Annotated in this window: 14 protein-coding genes; 11 read left to right on the top strand and 3 right to left on the bottom strand. The window is 72.9% G+C overall.

What is annotated here, in order from left to right:
* Positions 1 to 113: 113 nt before the first annotated feature.
* Together lepA and hemW are read left to right on the top strand one after the other, a co-directional pair.
* Positions 114 to 1,970 (top strand): translation elongation factor 4, encoded by a 1,857-nt coding sequence (gene lepA / locus ACH9D2_RS16790; RefSeq protein ID WP_396363965.1) that lies wholly within the window; start codon positions 114 to 116, stop codon positions 1,968 to 1,970.
* The gene (hemW, locus tag ACH9D2_RS16785) at positions 1,970 to 3,214 is read left to right on the top strand and encodes a radical SAM family heme chaperone HemW (RefSeq protein ID WP_396363963.1); all 1,245 of its coding nucleotides are present in this window, start codon (positions 1,970 to 1,972) and stop codon (positions 3,212 to 3,214) included. The genes lepA and hemW overlap by 1 nt, the downstream gene beginning before the upstream one ends.
* Positions 3,215 to 3,302: 88 nt before the next feature.
* Here the strand turns inward: hemW and ACH9D2_RS16780 are convergent, their stop codons facing one another.
* Positions 3,303 to 3,767: a DUF4870 domain-containing protein gene (locus tag ACH9D2_RS16780; protein WP_396363962.1), complete on the bottom strand. Its 465-nt coding sequence runs from the start codon at positions 3,765 to 3,767 to the stop codon at positions 3,303 to 3,305.
* A 157-nt stretch (positions 3,768 to 3,924) separates the two neighbouring features.
* Complete coding sequence (locus ACH9D2_RS16775) at positions 3,925 to 4,788, bottom strand: DUF3097 domain-containing protein (RefSeq protein ID WP_396363961.1); 864 nt, start codon at positions 4,786 to 4,788, stop codon at positions 3,925 to 3,927.
* A 175-nt stretch (positions 4,789 to 4,963) separates the two neighbouring features.
* Between ACH9D2_RS16775 and hrcA the strand changes: the two genes are divergently transcribed.
* The 3 genes from hrcA (at position 4,964) to ACH9D2_RS16760 (ending at position 7,970) form a co-directional block, all read left to right on the top strand.
* Positions 4,964 to 5,971, top strand: coding sequence for a heat-inducible transcriptional repressor HrcA (gene hrcA, locus ACH9D2_RS16770; RefSeq protein ID WP_396363960.1), 1,008 nt, complete (start codon positions 4,964 to 4,966; stop codon positions 5,969 to 5,971).
* Between the two features lie 71 nt (positions 5,972 to 6,042).
* A complete protein-coding gene (dnaJ, locus tag ACH9D2_RS16765; RefSeq protein ID WP_396363959.1) occupies positions 6,043 to 7,194 on the top strand; it encodes a molecular chaperone DnaJ in 1,152 nt (383 codons plus the stop codon).
* Positions 7,191 to 7,970: a 16S rRNA (uracil(1498)-N(3))-methyltransferase gene (locus ACH9D2_RS16760; RefSeq protein WP_396363958.1), complete on the top strand. Its 780-nt coding sequence runs from the start codon at positions 7,191 to 7,193 to the stop codon at positions 7,968 to 7,970. Before dnaJ ends, ACH9D2_RS16760 begins: the two co-directional genes overlap by 4 nt.
* A gap of 25 nt (positions 7,971 to 7,995) precedes the next feature.
* On the opposite strand, the gene ACH9D2_RS16755 is transcribed toward ACH9D2_RS16760, so the two are convergent.
* On the bottom strand, positions 7,996 to 8,922 hold the full coding sequence (locus tag ACH9D2_RS16755) for a GerMN domain-containing protein (RefSeq protein WP_396363957.1): 927 nt from the start codon (positions 8,920 to 8,922) through the stop codon (positions 7,996 to 7,998).
* Between the two features lie 292 nt (positions 8,923 to 9,214).
* Between ACH9D2_RS16755 and ACH9D2_RS16750 the strand changes: the two genes are divergently transcribed.
* From ACH9D2_RS16750 to leuA, 6 genes are all read left to right on the top strand, one after another.
* Positions 9,215 to 10,300, top strand: a complete 1,086-nt coding sequence (locus ACH9D2_RS16750; RefSeq protein ID WP_396363956.1) for a PhoH family protein — start codon at positions 9,215 to 9,217, stop codon at positions 10,298 to 10,300.
* On the top strand, positions 10,300 to 10,806 hold the full coding sequence (gene ybeY, locus ACH9D2_RS16745; RefSeq protein ID WP_396363955.1) for an rRNA maturation RNase YbeY: 507 nt from the start codon (positions 10,300 to 10,302) through the stop codon (positions 10,804 to 10,806). The genes ACH9D2_RS16750 and ybeY overlap by 1 nt, the downstream gene beginning before the upstream one ends.
* Before the next feature lie 9 nt (positions 10,807 to 10,815).
* Positions 10,816 to 12,141, top strand: a complete 1,326-nt coding sequence (locus ACH9D2_RS16740; RefSeq protein ID WP_396363991.1) for a CBS domain-containing protein — start codon at positions 10,816 to 10,818, stop codon at positions 12,139 to 12,141.
* Complete coding sequence (locus ACH9D2_RS16735; protein WP_396363954.1) at positions 12,134 to 13,213, top strand: GTPase Era; 1,080 nt, start codon at positions 12,134 to 12,136, stop codon at positions 13,211 to 13,213. Before ACH9D2_RS16740 ends, ACH9D2_RS16735 begins: the two co-directional genes overlap by 8 nt.
* Before the next feature lie 152 nt (positions 13,214 to 13,365).
* On the top strand, positions 13,366 to 14,847 hold the full coding sequence (locus ACH9D2_RS16730) for an LCP family protein (RefSeq protein ID WP_396363953.1): 1,482 nt from the start codon (positions 13,366 to 13,368) through the stop codon (positions 14,845 to 14,847).
* Positions 14,848 to 15,023: 176 nt separating this feature from the next.
* Positions 15,024 to 16,769 carry a 2-isopropylmalate synthase gene (leuA, locus tag ACH9D2_RS16725; protein WP_396363990.1) on the top strand — a complete coding sequence of 582 codons (1,746 nt, stop codon included), beginning with the start codon at positions 15,024 to 15,026 and terminating at the stop codon, positions 16,767 to 16,769.
* Positions 16,770 to 16,773: the final 4 nt, after the last annotated feature.

The raw sequence follows: 16,773 nt of genomic DNA, 5'->3' as shown, positions 1-16,773 counted from the left end.
GGCCCCGCATGCCCAAACGTGGGAAACTGGACAGTTGAATGCCCGGCGCGGTCCACCCGCCGGTAGCCCCAGGACCTGCCGGAAGCGACGTTCTCCCGGAGAAAGGACCGCCCGTGTCACCGCTGGCCGTCAATGCCCCGGTTCCCGCCTCGACCGACCCGTCGATCCTCCGCAACTTCTGCATCATCGCCCACATCGACCACGGGAAGTCCACGCTCGCGGACCGGATGCTGCAGGCCACCGGCGTGGTGACCACGCGGGAGATGAAGGCCCAGTACCTGGACCGGATGGACATCGAGCGCGAGCGCGGGATCACCATCAAGTCCCAGGCGGTGCGCATGCCCTGGAACGTGGCGGGCACGGACTACGCCCTGAACATGATCGACACCCCGGGCCACGTGGACTTCACCTACGAGGTCTCCCGCTCCCTGGCCGCGTGCGAGGGGGCCCTGCTCCTGGTGGACGCCGCGCAGGGCATCGAGGCGCAGACCCTGGCCAATCTCTACCTGGCCATGGAGAACGACCTCACGATCATCCCGGTGCTGAACAAGATCGACCTGCCCGCGGCCCAGCCGGAGAAGTACGCCCAGGAGCTGGGCAACCTCATCGGCGTGGACCCCGACGACGTGCTGCGGGTCTCGGGCAAGACCGGCGAGGGCGTGGAGGCGCTGCTGGACCGGCTCGTCCAGGAGGTCCCGCCCCCGGTGGGGCGGGCCGACGCTCCGTCGCGGGCCATGATTTTCGACTCCGTCTACGACACCTACCGCGGCGTGGTCACCTACATCCGCGTGGTCGACGGCAAGCTGACCCCGCGCGAGCGGATCCGGATGATGTCCACCGGCGCGCAGCACGAGCTGCTGGAGATCGGGGTCATCTCGCCCGAGCCGAAGCCCACGGAGGGCCTGGGCGTGGGCGAGGTGGGCTATCTCATCACCGGGGTGAAGGACGTGCGCCAGTCCCGGGTGGGCGACACCGTGACCAACCACCAGCGGCCGGCGGCCGAGAACCTGGGCGGCTACGAGGACCCCAAGCCCATGGTCTTCTCCGGGCTGTTCCCCATCGACGGCTCCGACTACCCGGTCCTGCGCGACGCCCTGGACAAGCTCCAGCTCAACGACGCCGCGCTGGTCTACGAGCCCGAGAACTCCGCGGCCCTGGGCTTCGGCTTCCGCTGCGGGTTCCTGGGCCTGCTCCACCTCGAGATCGTCCGGGAGCGCCTCGAGCGCGAGTTCAACCTCGACCTGATCTCCACGGCGCCCTCCGTGAGCTACAACGTCACCCTCGAGGACCGCTCCGAGCGCGCGGTCACGAACCCGTCCGAGTTCCCCGAGGGGAAGATCGCCGAGATCCGCGAGCCCATGGTCGCCGCGACGGTGCTGGCGCCGTCCGAGTTCATCGGCGCGATCATGGAGCTGTGCCAGTCCAAGCGCGGTCAGCTCAAGGGCATGGACTACCTCTCCGAGGACCGGGTGGAGCTGCGCTACCGGCTGCCCCTGGCCGAGATCGTCTTCGACTTCTTCGACCAGCTGAAGTCCCGCACCAAGGGCTACGCGTCCCTGGACTGGAAGGCGGAGGGCGAGGAGGCGGCCGACCTCGTCAAGGTCGACATCCTCCTGCAGGGCGAGCCGGTGGACGCCTTCAGCGCGATCACCCACCGGGACAAGGCGTACGCCTACGGGGTGATGATGACCGGCAAGCTGCGCGAGCTCATCCCGCGCCAGCAGTTCGAGGTCCCCATCCAGGCGGCCATCGGCTCCCGGGTGATCGCCCGCGAGAACATCCGGGCGATCCGCAAGGACGTGCTCTCCAAGTGCTACGGCGGCGACATCTCGCGCAAGCGGAAGCTGCTCGAGAAGCAGAAGGAGGGCAAGAAGCGGATGAAGATGGTGGGCCGCGTGGAGGTCCCCCAGGAGGCGTTCGTCGCGGCGCTGTCCTCTGACGAGTCCGGGGCGAAGGACAAGAAGAAGTAGTGGCCCCCGCCCAGCCGGAGGGCCTGCCCGGCCCGCTCGACGGCCTGCTGCCGCCCTCCGCCGCCGAGGGCTCCGCGGACCGTACGCTCAGCCTCTACGTGCACGTGCCGTTCTGCGCGGTCCGGTGCGGATACTGCGACTTCAACACCTACACGGCCGTGGAGCTCGGCCCCGGGGTGTCCCAGGACGCCTACGCCGGGGACGCCGCGGCGGAGGTCCGCTGGGCGCGCCGGGTGCTCGAGGACTCCGGGGCGGCCCCCCGCCCGCTGCACAGCGTGTTCTTCGGCGGCGGCACCCCCACCCTGCTGCCCGCCGAGGACCTCGCCGCGGTCCTGGCTCAGGCCCGGGAGAGCTTCGGGCTCGCCGAGGACGCGGAGGTCACCACCGAGGCCAATCCGGACTCCGTGACGCCCGAGTCCCTGGCCGTGCTCGCAGCGGCCGGGGTGACCCGGGTGTCCTTCGGGATGCAGTCCGCCGTTCCGCACGTGCTCGCCGTCCTGGACCGCACGCACGACCCGGACAACGTGCCGCGCGCCGTCCGGTGGGCGCGCGAGGCGGGCCTGGGCGTCAGCGTGGACCTCATCTACGGCACCCCCGGGGAGTCCCTGGCCGACTGGGAGCACTCGGTGGGCACGGCCGTGGGCTACGAGCCCGACCACGTCTCCGCGTACTCGCTGATCATCGAGGACGGCACGAGGCTCGCGGCACGGATGCGCCGCGGGGAGGTCCCGCCGATCGACGAGGACGACCAGGCCGACAAGTACGAGCTCGCGGACCGGGTCCTCGGGGAGGCCGGCTTCGAGTGGTACGAGGTGAGCAACTGGGCCCGGCCCGCCGGCGGCGCGGACGCCGGGGCCCACCGCAGCCGGCACAACCTCGCGTACTGGCACAACCAGGACTGGTGGGGGATCGGCCCCGGTGCGCACTCGCACGTGGGCGGGACCCGCTGGTGGAACCTCAAGCACCCCGTGCCCTACACGAACCGGGTGCGGGCGCGGCAGTCGCCCGCGGCCGGGCGCGAGATCCTCGACGCGGACACCCGGCACCTCGAGCGCGTGATGCTGGAGGCCCGGATCCGGGAGGGGCTGCCCACGGCCGCCCTGGCCGACGGCGGGCGTACCGCGGTGGCCGGGCTGATCGCGGACGGCCTGGTGGACCCCGCGGCGGCGCTGCGCGGCTCGGTGGTGCTGACCCTGCGGGGGCGGCTGCTGGGCGACGCCGTGGTGCGGCGGCTGCTCACCTGAGCCGGGCGCCCCGGCACGCAGTCGCCCGGCTGTCGGGTGCCACGACGGGGGAACGACCCGGCCAGGGACGATCCGGCGAGGAACGGCGTCAGCCGCGCCGGGCGCGCTCCCGGGACCGCTCGCGGAGCTTCTCGGCGAGCCGGTCGTAGAGCCGGGTGTTGAAGCGGTACTGGTGCGGTTCCCCGCGGTTGACGCGGACCCCGCCGATCAGGGAGCCGACGGCGAGCAGCAGCCACGCGCCGGCCGCGGCGAGCGCGAAGAACCAGCCGATGAACGGCACGGGTGCGAGCAGGATCCCCGCCACGACCACGAGGGTGGGCAGCAGGGTGAAGTTCATGGCCTCCATCGACTCCTGCTCGGTGAACGGCCCCCGCCCGCGGAAGACGCGGTGGACGAGGAAGGACGGGACGAAACCGATGACTCCGCCGAAGTGCGCCAGGGTCGCCCACTGGTGGTCCTCGGTGACGGTCAGCGGCTGGGCCACGGGGGAGAGGCCCTCGAACGGGGCCCCGGCGTTCTCGCGGCTCGATCGGGGGTCGGTCTGCACGGGCACGGAAGTCCTTCGGCGGTGGGACCGCGGCGGGGCCGCGGCCGGTGGGTGGGACACGACCATCCTACCGACCGGTCCCGACGGCGGGGGATCGCGGCCGCCCACGTGTGCCTTTGTGACGCCGCGCTGGGCGGACCCTGGAGGCCGGGACGGCGCCGGATCACTCCCCGGGAGCGGTGAGGAAGTCGATGAGCTCCTCGACCCGGCCCAGCAGGGAGGGCTCCAGATCGGCGTAGCTGTCCACGCGGGCGAGGATGTGCTGCCAGGCCCGTCCCAGGTCGCCAGGGGTGCGGTGCGGCCACCCGAGGGCGGCGGCGGTGCCGGTCTTCCAGTCGGTGCCCCGCGGGACCACGGGCCAGGCGTCGAAGCCGAGCGTGCGCGGCTTGACCGCCTGCCAGATGTCGACGTACGGGTGGCCCAGCACCAGGACGTTGCCCGCGGCGCCGGGCAGGCGCATGGTCTCGGCGGCGATCCGGGACTCCTTCGAGCCGGCCACGAGGTGGTCCACGAGGATCCCGAGCCGCCGCCCGGGGCCCGGCCCGAACTCCCGCACGGCGGCGGACAGGTCGTCGATGCCGTGCAGCGGCTCCACGACGATGCCCTCGACGGCCAGGTCGTGGCCCCACACCTTGGCCACCAGCTCGGCGTCGTGGTAGCCCTCGACCCACACGCGGGAGGCCTTCGCGGTGCTCGCGCGGAGCCCTTCGACGGCCACGGACCCGGACCGCGTGCGGGAGGGCCGCTTCGCCGCCGGGGCCCGACGGGGTTCGACGACGACCACGGGCTCGCCCTCGAGCAGGAAGCCCGGGCCCAGGGGGAACGCCTTGACCCGTCCCCTGTGGTCCTCCAGGCCCATCACGCGCATGCCGCCGATCGTCTCCAGGGACACGACGGCGCCGACCCAGCCGGTCGTGACGTCCTCCAGGAGCATCCCCGGGGCGACCGGGACCTCCGCGGAGACCGGCCGGCGGCGGGCGAGGGCGTCGTCGTCGAGGCTGCGCGGCCCCCAGCCGTGCTCGCTCATGGTCGTCCTCCCGGGTCGCGGTGCCGCGCGTCCGGCGCGGATCAGCCGGAAGCGTACCAAACCGCGGGCGGCGGTCCGGCCGTCGGACACGGGGGCTACACTGGACGGCGTTAGCACTGTGGCCGCCCGAGTGCCAGGGAGGCCGGGTGGCGAGAACGGACCGGGGAGGAGCGACGTGAGCGAGCCGAGACGACTGCAGATCCTGCAGGCCATCGTGGAGGACTACGTGCACTACCGCGAGCCCGTGGGCTCCAAGGCCCTCGTGGACCGGCACCGGCTCGGCGTCTCCTCGGCCACCGTGCGCAACGACATGGCCGCACTCGAGGAGGAGGGCCTGATCACGGCCCCCCACACGAGCTCGGGCCGGATCCCCACCGACAAGGGCTACCGCACGTTCGTCGACCAGATCGCGGCCGTCAAGCCGTTGTCGGGACCGGAGCGGCGGGCCATCCAGCGGCTGCTCGACGACGCCGCCGACATCGACGACGTCATGGAGCGCACCGTGCGGCTGCTCGCGCAGCTCACCCAGCAGGTCGCGGTCGTGCAGTATCCGCACGCCTCCGGCGTCACCGTGCGCCACGTCGAGGTCGTGGACCTCGGGGCCGGCCGGGTGCTCGTGGTGCTCATCCCGACCAACGGCCGGGTGGCCCAGCGCGTGGCCGTGCTGCGGGCGCCCCTCGAGGAGTCCCAGCTGTTCGAGCTGCGCGCCCGGGTGCTGGCCGCCGTGGTCGGGCGCTCCCTGACCGCGGTGCCGGACGCCCTCGCCGTGATGGCGGCGGGCACCGCCCCGCCGCTCCAGCCGGCCGCCGCGGCCGTGGGAGAGGCCGTCGGCGCCCTCGCGGCGGGCGGGGCCGAGCACCGCATGGTCATGGCCGGCACCGCCAACCTCGCCCGCGCCACGGGGGACTTCCACCTGAGCATCGGCCCGGTCCTCGAGGCCCTCGAGGAGCAGGTGGTGATGCTCCGGCTGCTGTCCGAGATGGAGCAGGACGCCCGCGGGGTCGCCGTGCGGATCGGCACGGAGAACGCCGAGGGACCGCTGTCCGAGGCCGCCGTCGTCGCCACCGGCTACGGGCCGCAGTCGAAGGTGGGGGTCGTCGGACCCATGCGCATGGACTACCCGTCCACGATGGCCGCCGTGCGCGCCGTCGCCCGCTACCTCTCCCGTATCCTCGGGGGCTGAGCCCCCGAGGGCCCCGCCCCCGGGGCCCTCCAGCGAAACCCACCACAGACCTCTCGACAGAACGGACCACGGTGAGCGATCACTACGAGACCCTGGGCGTGTCCCGGGACGCCAGCCAGGAAGAGATCAAGAAGGCCTACCGCAAGAAGGCCCGCCGGCTGCACCCCGACGTCAACTCCGGCCCCGAGGCCGCCGAGGACTTCAAGCGCCTCTCCCACGCCAACGACGTCCTCTCCGACCCCGAGAAGCGGCGGGTCTACGACGCGACGGGCAACGAGAACGGCACCGACACCGGCTTCGGCGGGGGCTTCCCCGGCTCGGGCTTCGGCTTCGCCGACATCTTCGACACCTTCTTCCAGGGTGCCGGCGGCGCCGGCGCCGGCCGGCGCGGTCCGGCGTCCCGCACGCGGCAGGGCCAGGACGCCCTGATCAACGTCCGGGTCTCCCTCAAGGACGCGGTCTTCGGGACCGAGAAGAAGATCACCGTGGACACCGCCGTGGTCTGCCCCACGTGCAACGGCAGCTGCTGCCAGGCGGGCACCCAGCCCGAGACCTGTGACGTCTGCCACGGGTCCGGCCAGGTCCAGCGCCAGGTCCAGTCCATCCTCGGCACCGTGGTCACGGCGGCGCCGTGCGCCACCTGCCAGGGCTTCGGCACCGTCATCAAGCACCCCTGCCACGAGTGCTACGGCGAGGGCCGTGTGCGCGACCGCCGCCCGCTGACCGTCAAGATCCCCGCCGGCGTCTCGACCGGCAACCGGATCCGCCTCTCGGGGCAGGGCGAGGCCGGCACCGCCGGTGGGCCGAACGGCGACCTCTACGTCGAGCTGAAGGTCGATCCCGACCCCACGTTCGAGCGCCAGGGCGACGACCTGCACGCCCGCGTCCGGGTGCCCATGACCTCGGCAGCCCTCGGCACCACCGTGACCCTCGAGACCTTCGACGGCGAGCGCGAGGTGCCCGTGTCCCCCGGCACGCAGACCGGCCACACCGTGACCCTGCACGAGCTCGGGGCCACCCGGCTGCGCGGCGGCGGCCGCGGCGAGCTGTTCGTCCACCTCGAGGTCGAGACGCCCACGGCGCTCGACGACGAGCAGCGCGAGCTGCTCGAGCAGCTGTCCCGGCTGCGCGGCGAGGACCAGTCCACCGGCACGACCCTGAACTCCCCGGCCGGCGCCGGCGGCTTCTTCTCCCGGCTCAAGGACAGGTTCTCCGACTTGTGAGCCTGCCGGTCTTCAAGGTCGAAGCGGGCCGGCTCGCCGGCCTCGGCCCCGGAGCGGCACTCACCGTCACCGGCCCGGAGGCCCGGCACGCCGTCACCGTGCGCCGCCTCGCGCCCGGCGAGCACCTCGAGCTCGTCGACGGCGCGGGGACCCGGGCCACCGGGGAGCTGCGCACGGGGGACCGGGACAGCATGGAGGTCGGCGTGGTCTCGGTGACCACCGAGCCCGTCCGCACGCCCAGTCTCGTCCTCGCCCAGGCCCTCGCGAAGGGCGACCGGGACCTGCTGGCCGTGGAGACGGCCACCGAGCTGGGCGTCGACGCCGTGGTGCCCTGGCAGGCCGACCGCTCGATAGTGCGGTGGAAGAAGGAGCGCGCCGCCAAGAGCCACGAGAAGTGGGTGCACACCGTGGCGGCCGCCGCGAAGCAGTCCCGCCGGGCGGCCTGGCCGGAGGTGCTGCCCCTGTGCGCCACCCGCGAGCTCGCCCGCCTGCTGGGGGAGCCGGGGACCCGGGGCCTCGTCCTGCACGAGGAGGCGCGCTGCTCCCTCGCCGAGCTGACCGACGCCCCCGGAACGCCGTGGGAGGACTCCGGGCGGATCGTCCTGGTCGTGGGCCCCGAGGGTGGCATCGCCCCCGCGGAGCTCGACGTCCTGACCGGTGCGGGGGCCCTCGCGGTCCGGCTCGGTCCGGAGGTGCTGCGCAGCTCGACCGCCGGGCCCGCCGCGCTGGCGGTGCTCAGCGCCGCCCTCGGCCGCTGGGCGTCCGGACCCCGCTGAGCCCGGCCGTGCCGGTTCGGCCGGTTCAGCCCGGGCGGACCTCCACGTCCTTGTCGTCGCGCACGGTCCCGCCCTCGGCGTCCCGGCCGACGACCGTCACCACGTAGTCGCCCGGCTCCAGCTCGAGCTCCGTCCGGAAGCCGGCGGTCCCGTCGCTCCGCGGCACGACGGCCGCCGCGCCGCTCGACACCCGCTTCCCGTCCGGGCCGGCCACGGTCCACCGGCCGCCCCGGACGCCGTCCAGCGCCCGGCCCGAGAGGGTCAGCGATCCCTCGGTCCGCGCGTCCTGCTGCGGTTCGTCGAGCCAGATCGGCGCCTCCACCCGTTCGTCGGGCCGGAGGGGGGTGTCGAGGCGCACGGATTCGAAGACCTCTTCGTTGGGACGGCCGTCCACGAGCACCACGACCTCGGCCTCGGAGCCCTCGGGCAGCAGGCCCGCAGTCCCCGCGGTCGCGGTCACCGTGTGCGCGAGCTGCTGGAGGGCCAGCCGGGCCTCGCGCCGGTCCAGGCCCGGGCGGAAGGCCTCGGACGGCAGGTCCACCGTGATGGTCCCGTCCGGGGACGTCGAGGCGCCCACCCGGTCCACGGGGGACCACAGCGTCCGGTAGTCCGGGTCCTCCGGGGTCGCCCCGGTCATCAGCTCCGCCGCCGCGGCGATGGGGTCCACGGCCGCGGCGGCCTCGGACGCGTCCCGGAACTCCCGGAACAGCCGCTCCCCGCCGTTCGCTCGGCCCACCCAGTAGACCGGCAGCTTCGTGGTGGCCACCCCGCCGTCAGCGGTGCTCGTCCCGGTGGACGTGGCCGGCACCTTGCCCGTCGCGGGGACCGCGGCGTCGGGGGAGCCCTCCGGGCCGCTCGCGCACGCGCCGAGGACGAGGACGCCCACGGCGGACAGCGCGAGCACGGGGAGCGGGCGGCGGGCGGGCGTGGGCCGGCTACGAGCAGGGCACATGGGGGGAGGCGCACCTCGGCTTTCCGGGATCTGCTGGGGGGCGGTGCCGGCACCGGGGGGAAGCCGCACCCGTCCCCCTGCCGGAGGACCGGACCATTCCAGCACAGCGGCCGGGGGCGCCCCCAGCCGAGGAGGCCCGGCGGCCGTGACCGATACCAAATCGGAATGTGCGCCCGCGCGCCCTCCGGCGCCGGACCCGCGCGGTACCCTGGAGGTGAGGACGAGAACCGTCCGCCGTTCCTTCCACGGCAACCCACTTGAGAGCGAGAGCACGGCCCGCGCGGCCGGACCCATGACTGAGACGCTGCCCGGCACCACGCACCCACTGACGGCCCGCACCGTCATCACCTTCCCTGACCGCGAGACGATGGTCCGCTGTCTGGGGTCCGGGGACGACACCCTGCGCCAGGTGGAGGCGGCGTTCCCGGGCCTCGCCACCAGTCCGCGCGGCCTCGAGCTCGGCATCGAGGGCCCGAGCGGACCCGTGCAGATCGTCACGACCCTCTTCGAGGAGCTGAAGGTCCTGGCCGGGCGCGAGACCGGGATCACCCCCCAGGTCATCACCCAGCTGCTCGAGCTGATCGGCCGGGACCTCACCGCCCGGCCCAGCGGCGCCCTGACCCAGAACATCCTGTCCAGCCGCGGCCGCAAGATCCGCCCCAAGACGCTCCACCAGAAGGCCTACGTCGACGCCATCGACGAGCACACCGTGGTCTTCGGCATCGGCCCCGCCGGCACGGGCAAGACCTATCTGGCCATGGCCAAGGCGGTCCAGGCGCTGCAGGCCAAGGAGGTGTCCCGGATCATCCTCACCCGCCCGGCCGTGGAGGCGGGGGAGCGGCTCGGCTTCCTGCCCGGGACGCTCAGCGAGAAGATCGACCCGTACCTGCGCCCGCTCTACGACGCGCTGCACGACATGATGGACCCGGACTCGATCCCGCGCCTCATGGAGGCCGGCACCATCGAGGTCGCTCCGCTCGCCTACATGCGCGGGCGCACGCTCAACGACGCGTTCATCATCCTCGACGAGGCGCAGAACACCACGCCCGAGCAGATGAAGATGTTCCTCACCCGGCTGGGCTTCGGCTCCAGGATGGTCGTCACCGGGGACGTCACCCAGGTGGACCTGCCGGGGAGCGCGTCTTCCGGACTGCGCCAGGTCCAGCACGTGCTGGGCGGCGTCGAGGACGTCGCGTTCACGGAGATGACCGCGGAGGACGTGGTGCGCCACGAGCTGGTGAGCCGGATCGTCAGCGCCTACGACGCCTTCGACACGACCAACCGGCACCGCAACGAGCGGCGCCGGCGCAAGGACGACGCCCGTGCCGCCCGCGACGCCGGGCCGGCCGGTCCGGACGAGGACGGGGCGGAGGCCTGATGGCCGTCGAGTTCGACCTGCAGGTCGACCCGCAGGACGTCCCCGCCGGGGAGCGCCCGGCCTACGACGCAGTCGACGTCGAGCTGCTCGGCCGGCTCGCCGACCACGTCCTGGCGCGGCTGCACGTCCACCCCGACGCGGAGCTGTCGATCGCGGTCGTCGACGAGGAGGAGATGGCGCGCCTGCACGTCGAGTGGATGGACCTGCCCGGCCCCACGGACGTGCTCTCCTTCCCCATGGACGAGCTGCGCCCGGGGAGCCCGGAGGAGCCCGCGGAGGGGACGCTGGGCGACATCGTGCTCTGCCCCCCGGTGGCCCGCCGGCAGGCCGAGGCCGCCGGTCACTCCGTCGCGGACGAGCTGTGCCTGCTCACCACCCACGGCATCCTGCACCTGCTGGGGCACGACCACGCCGAGCCCGAGGAGCGGCGCGTCATGTTCGCCCTCCAGCGGGACCTGCTCACCGACTTCCTCGGGCGGCCCGCGCCGGTCGAGACCATGGAGTAGCGCCCGATGATGACCACTGCCGTCCTGGTCGTCGCGGCGATCGTGTTCCTGGGCACGGCCTTCGTCCTCACGGCCGCCGAGACCGGACTCACCTATCTGCCCCGCGCGGACGCCGAGGCCATCGTGCGGGAGGCCCCCGACTCCTCCGCGGCCAGGATCCTCGCCACCCCCACCGCGCACCTGCAGGCCCTGCGCTTCTGGAGCGTGTGGTTCGAGACGGCCTCCGCCGTGGCGGTCGCCCTGGCCATGTTCGACGGCCTCGACGACGTCTGGCTCGCCGGCCTGCTGGCCACCGTGGTCATGGCCGCCGTCGGCTTCGTCCTCACCGGGGTCTCTCCCCGTCAGGTCGGGCGCAGCCACGCCGCGGGCACCGTCCGGGCCACCGCCGGCCTGGTGCGCGTGCTGCGCACGGTGCTCGGCCCGGTCCCGGGGATGCTCGTGCGCCTGGGCTCGTCCGTCGCCCGGGACCCGGAGCGCACCGCCCCCGGCTATCTGACCGAGGAGGAGCTGCTCGAGTTCGTGGACCGCTCCACGGGCCAGGACCTCATCGAGGACAACGAGGCGGAGCTGCTGCACTCGGTCTTCGACCTCGACGACACCAACGTCCGGGCCGTCATGGTGCCCCGCACCGACATGGTCTCCGTCGACGACGACGACACCGTGGACAACGCCCTGAACCTGTTCTTCCGCTCCGGCTACTCCCGCATTCCGGTGATCGGCGAGAGCGCCGACGACGTCCTCGGCATCCTGTACCAGAAGGACCTCGCCGAGCGGGTGCACCGCCTGGGCACCGGCCTGCGGCTCGGGGGGCTCTCCGAGCTCGCCCGGGACGTGCGCTACGTGCCCGAGTCGAAGAAGGTCAACGAGCTGCTGCGCGAGATGCAGCTCGAGTCGATCCACGTGGCGATCGTCGTCGACGAGTACGGCGGCACCGCCGGGCTCGTGACCCTGGAGGACCTCATCGAGGAGCTGCTCGGGGAGATCGTCGACGAGTACGACCGGGAGAAGCCCGAGGTCGCCGAGCTCGGCGACGGCCGCTACCGCGTCTCCGCCCGGCTCGGCGTCGAGGACCTGGGCGACCTCTTCGGCGTCGACCTCGAGGACGACGAGGTCGACACGGCCGGAGGGCTGCTCGCCAAGTCCATCGGCCGGGTGCCCATCGTCGGCTCCCGCGCCACCGTCGAGGGCATCGTCCTCGAGGCCGTCACCCTGGAGGGCCGCCGCAACCGGGTGGGCCAGCTCGAGGTCCGGCGCGACCCCGAGTGGGTCCCCCCGGGTTCCACGGCCGTGGAACCCGCCCAGGAGTCCGAGGAGGAGACCCACCACCATGTCTGAGCCCACACCCGCTGTTCCCACCGGCGCCGGCGAGCCCTCCGCCGCCGGGGAGCACACCCCATTCCGCGCCGGGTTCGCCGTGCTGGTCGGCCGTCCCAACGCCGGGAAGTCCACGCTCACCAACGCCCTGGTCGGGCAGAAGGTCGCGATCACCTCGAGCCGGCCGCAGACCACGCGGCACACCATCCGGGGCATCGTGCACCGGCCCGAGGGCCAGCTCGTGCTCGTGGACACCCCGGGTCTGCACCGGCCGCGGACGCTGCTCGGCGAGCGGCTCAACGACCTCGTGGCCGACACCCTCGCCGAGGTCGACGTCATCGGCTTCTGCGTGCCCGCCAACGAGAAGATCGGTCCCGGGGACCGGTACATCGCCCAGCAGCTCGCGGCCTCCGGGAACAAGCCGGTCGTGGCGATCGTGACCAAGACGGACACCGTCTCCCGCGCCGAGCTCGCCGAGCAGCTGCTGGCGGTCACCGAGCTGGGCCGCTCCGTCATGGAGGCCGAGCACCGGGTGCGCGCCGAGCGTGCCGAGCGGGCCGCCCGCAAGCCCCGCCACCGTGCCGGGGCCGCCCATGCGCCCCGCCCCGACGCCGACGACCCGGGCTGGGCCGACGTCATCCCCGTCTCCGCCGTGGACGGGTTCCAGGTCGAGGCCCTCGCGGGACTGCTCATCGACAGGATGCCGGAGTCCCCGGCCCTGTACCCCGACGGCGAGCTGACCGACGAGCCCGAGATGACGATGGTCGCCGAGCTCGTCCGGGAGGCCGCCCTGGAAGGGGTGCGGGACGAGCTGCCGCACTCCCTCGCGGTCGTGGTCGAGGAGATGGTGCCCCGTGAGGGCCGCCCCGCGGACCGGCCGCTGCTGGACGTGCGGGTCAACGTCTACGTCGAGCGGTCGTCGCAGAAGGCCATCATCATCGGCAAGGGCGGCGCACGGCTGCGCGAGATCGGCACCCGGTCTCGCACCGCCATCGAGGCCCTGCTGGGCACGAGGGTCTACCTGGACCTGCACGTGAAGATCGCCAAGGAGTGGCAGCGCGACCCCAAGCAGCTCTCGCGCCTGGGCTTCTGAGCCCCGGGCGCGCGCCGATCGCGTCCGCACCCCGCCGCGGCGCCCGCCCGGGTCCCGGGGCGGGCGACTACCATGACACCCGGCGCCCCGGCCGGGCGCCGTCCCCCCGACCCCGGGTCCCGTGCCCCGGGGCCCGCCAGGAGAGAGTCACCGTGTCCTCAACGCCCCCCGACGCCCACGGACGCCACCGCGCCCGCCGATGGTCCCGGAAGCGCTGGGCCGCCGTCGCGCTGGTCGTCGTGCTGCTCGCGGTCCTCGGGGCCGGCGTGGCCGCGACCTGGCGGCTGCAGTCCAACCTGGACACCTCCCCGCTCGACCTGGGCGAAGGGACCGGACCCGAGTCCGGTCCGCTCGACATCCTCGTCATGGGCACGGACACCCGGGACGGCGAGGGCAACGAACGGTACGGCGACGACGAGGACAGCTCGGGGTCCGGTCTGACCGACGTCATGATGCTGGTGCACGTGAACGAGGACCGCAGCGGCGTCACCGTGGTCTCCCTGCCGCGCGACCTGGTCGCCGACATCCCCCGCTGCACGGACCCCGGGACCGGCGAGGTGCACCCGGCCGAGGAGGACGCGATGCTGAACTCCGCGATCGCCAACGGCGGTCCCGGGTGCACGGTCGCGACCGTCAACGAGATGACCGGCCTCAAGATCGACCACTTCATGCTCGCCGACTTCAACGCGGTGAAGGAGCTCTCCTCGACCGTGGGAGGGGTCGAGGTGTGCGTCAACGAAGCCGTCGACGACCCGAAGTCGGGTCTCGAGCTGCCCGCCGGCGTGTCCTCCGTGGAGGGGGAGCAGGCCCTGGCGTTCCTGCGCAGCCGCGCCGCCTTCGGCGACGGCGGGGACACCAGCCGGATCCGGTCCCAGCAGTCCTTCCTCGCGTCCCTGGCGCGCAAGATCAAGGACGAGGGCACGCTCAGGGACCTGCCCCGGCTCTACGAGATCGCCGACGTCGCCACGCGCAACCTGCACGTCGACGATGGCCTGGGGTCCGTGCCGACGGTCGTCGGCCTCGCCACGGCGGTCCGGGGCATCGACCTCGGCTCCATGGTCTTCGTCACCGTGCCCACGGAGCCCTACGAGCCCGACCCCAACCGGCTCCAGCTCAAGGAGGAGCCGGCCGAGCACCTCTTCGAGGCCCTGCGCGAGGACCGGCCGCTCACGTCGCCGTCCGCGCAGCCCTCCGACGCCCCGTCCTCGTCTGCGAGCCCGGCCCCGTCCCCGTCCCCGGACGACGCCACCCCGGCGCCGGCGGTCGACCCGGCCACGGTCCCGCTCACGGTCGCCAACGTCTCCGGCGTCGACGGCCGGGACGAGGAGATCGCCGACGTGCTCGAGGCCGAAGGGTACAACGCCGTCGAGTCCGGCCCGCAGGCCACCGAGCTGCCGGGCACGCAGGTCTTCTTCGGCGCGGGCTGGTACGAGGCGGCCGTCGAGGTTGCCGAGCTGCTGGGCGTGCCCTCCTCGCAGATCGTGCCCACCACCGACGTCGTGGGGGTGTTCGTCTCGGTGGGCCAGGACTTCCAGGAGGGGGACCGGCTCGACCTCGGACCGGTGCTGCCCGGTGAGTTCAACGGGCAGACCGCCGAGCAGTACACCTGCCAGCAGGCGGCCGGGGACTGGTGAGCGCGACCCGGCACGCCGGGCACCCCGTGATAGGTTGGACACATGCGGACTGGGACGTTCCTCCTCCTTACGTGCCGCAACGGGGCCTGACCCGTCGAAAGAATGGCCGGCCTCCCGTTGCGGAGTTTCTGATGCCCGGCCACCCGCAGACGTCCCGAGCAGAACAGGCCCACCCCATGCGCAATTACCAGCAGTCCTCCGGCATGCCGATCCACAAGTACGTCCCGTACCAGCAGCAGTTCCCCTTCGACCTGTCCGACCGCACCTGGCCGGACCAGGTCATCACCCAGGCCCCCCGCTGGTGCGCCGTGGACCTGCGTGACGGCAACCAGGCGCTGATCGACCCCATGAACTCCGACCGCAAGCTCAAGATGTTCGAGCTGCTGGTGCGGATGGGCTACAAGGAGATCGAGGTCGGGTTCCCCTCGGCCTCCCAGACCGACTTCGACTTCGTGCGCCGGCTCGTCGAGGAGGACCGGATCCCCGACGACGTCACGATCCAGGTCCTGACGCAGTCCCGCGAGCACCTCATCGAGCGCACCTTCGAGGCCATCGACGGCGCCGACAAGGCGATCGTCCACCTCTACAACGCGACCTCCACGCTGCAGCGGCGCGTGGTGTTCGAGCAGGACATGGACGGGATCGTGGACATCGCCCTCACCGGGGCGCGGCTGTGCATGAAGAACGAGGAGCAGCTGAAGAACACGTCCGTGACCTACGAGTACTCCCCGGAGTCCTACACCGGCACGGAGCTCGAGTTCGCCGCACGCATCTCCAACGCCGTGGCCGAGACCTTCGAGATCGGCGGGGACCGGGAGATGATCCTCAACCTGCCCGCCACCGTCGAGATGGCCACCCCCAACGTCTACGCGGACTCCATCGAGTGGATGTGCCGCAACCTCTACAGCCGTGACGCCACCGTGGTCTCCCTGCACCCGCACAACGACCGCGGCACCGGGGTGGCCGCGGCCGAGCTGGGCTACCTCGCCGGCGCCGACCGCATCGAGGGCTGCCTGTTCGGCAACGGTGAGCGCACCGGCAACGTGGACCTCATCACCCTGGGCCTGAACCTGCTGACCCAGGGCGTGGACCCGCAGATCGACTTCTCCGACATCGACGAGATCCGCCGGACCGTGGAGTACTGCAACCAGCTGCCCGTCCCCGAGCGGGCCCCCTACGGCGGCGACCTCGTGTTCACGGCCTTCTCCGGCTCCCACCAGGACGCCATCAAGAAGGGCTTCGACCGGATGGCCCGCGACGCACAGGAGCAGGGGAGGAGCGTCGACGAGCTGGTGTGGGCCGTCCCCTACCTGCCCATCGACCCCAAGGACCTGGGCCGGACCTACGAGGCCGTCATCCGCGTCAACTCGCAGTCCGGCAAGGGCGGCGTGGCCTACCTGCTCGCCAACGAGCACGGCCTGGACCTGCCGCGGCGTGCGCAGATCGAGTTCTCCCGCGTGGTGCAGGAGCACACCGACACCTCCGGCGGCGAGGTCTCCGGCGCGGAGCTGTGGAAGGTCTTCGCGGACGAGTACCTGCCCACCGCCCAGGACGGGGACGCCGGGCGCTGGGGCCGGTACCGGATCACCAACATCACCACGACCTCCGAGGAGGACGGGGAGTCCACCCTCGAGATCGGCCTGGACGTCGACGGCGTCCAGCACCACCGAACCGCGCAGGGCAACGGTCCCATCGAGGCGCTGCTGACGGTCTTCGCGTCCGAGGGCGTGGACGTGCGCGTGCTCGACTACAGCGAGCACGCCCTCTCGGCCGGCGGCGACGCCCAGGCCGCGAGCTACGTCGAGGCCGCCGTGGGGGACCGGGTCCTGTGGGGCGTCGGCATCGACGCGAACACCACCCGTGCCTCCCTGAAGGCCGTCGTCTCGGCGGTGAACCGGGCCGTGCGGGACGCCCAGGCCTGAGCGC

The sequence above is a fragment of the Kocuria rhizosphaericola genome, from assembly GCF_044462205.1.
GTDB lineage: Bacteria > Actinomycetota > Actinomycetes > Actinomycetales > Micrococcaceae > Kocuria > Kocuria rhizosphaericola.
Note: the sequence above shows the minus strand (reverse complement) of the source record. Positions and strands in the feature narration are given on the sequence as shown.

What these genes read in the sequence shown, in the direction of transcription:
- ACH9D2_RS16775 (WP_396363961.1), bottom strand. Translation starts at nt 4,788, where the DNA reads ATGAGCGAGCACGGCTGGGGGCCGCGCAGCCTCGACGACGACGCCCTC.
- ACH9D2_RS16755 (WP_396363957.1), bottom strand. Translation starts at nt 8,922, where the DNA reads ATGTGCCCTGCTCGTAGCCGGCCCACGCCCGCCCGCCGCCCGCTCCCC.
- ACH9D2_RS16750 (WP_396363956.1), top strand. Translation starts at nt 9,215, where the DNA reads ATGACTGAGACGCTGCCCGGCACCACGCACCCACTGACGGCCCGCACC.
- ybeY (WP_396363955.1), top strand. Translation starts at nt 10,300, where the DNA reads ATGGCCGTCGAGTTCGACCTGCAGGTCGACCCGCAGGACGTCCCCGCC.
- ACH9D2_RS16740 (WP_396363991.1), top strand. Translation starts at nt 10,816, where the DNA reads ATGACCACTGCCGTCCTGGTCGTCGCGGCGATCGTGTTCCTGGGCACG.
- ACH9D2_RS16735 (WP_396363954.1), top strand. Translation starts at nt 12,134, where the DNA reads ATGTCTGAGCCCACACCCGCTGTTCCCACCGGCGCCGGCGAGCCCTCC.
- leuA (WP_396363990.1), top strand. Translation starts at nt 15,024, where the DNA reads ATGCGCAATTACCAGCAGTCCTCCGGCATGCCGATCCACAAGTACGTC.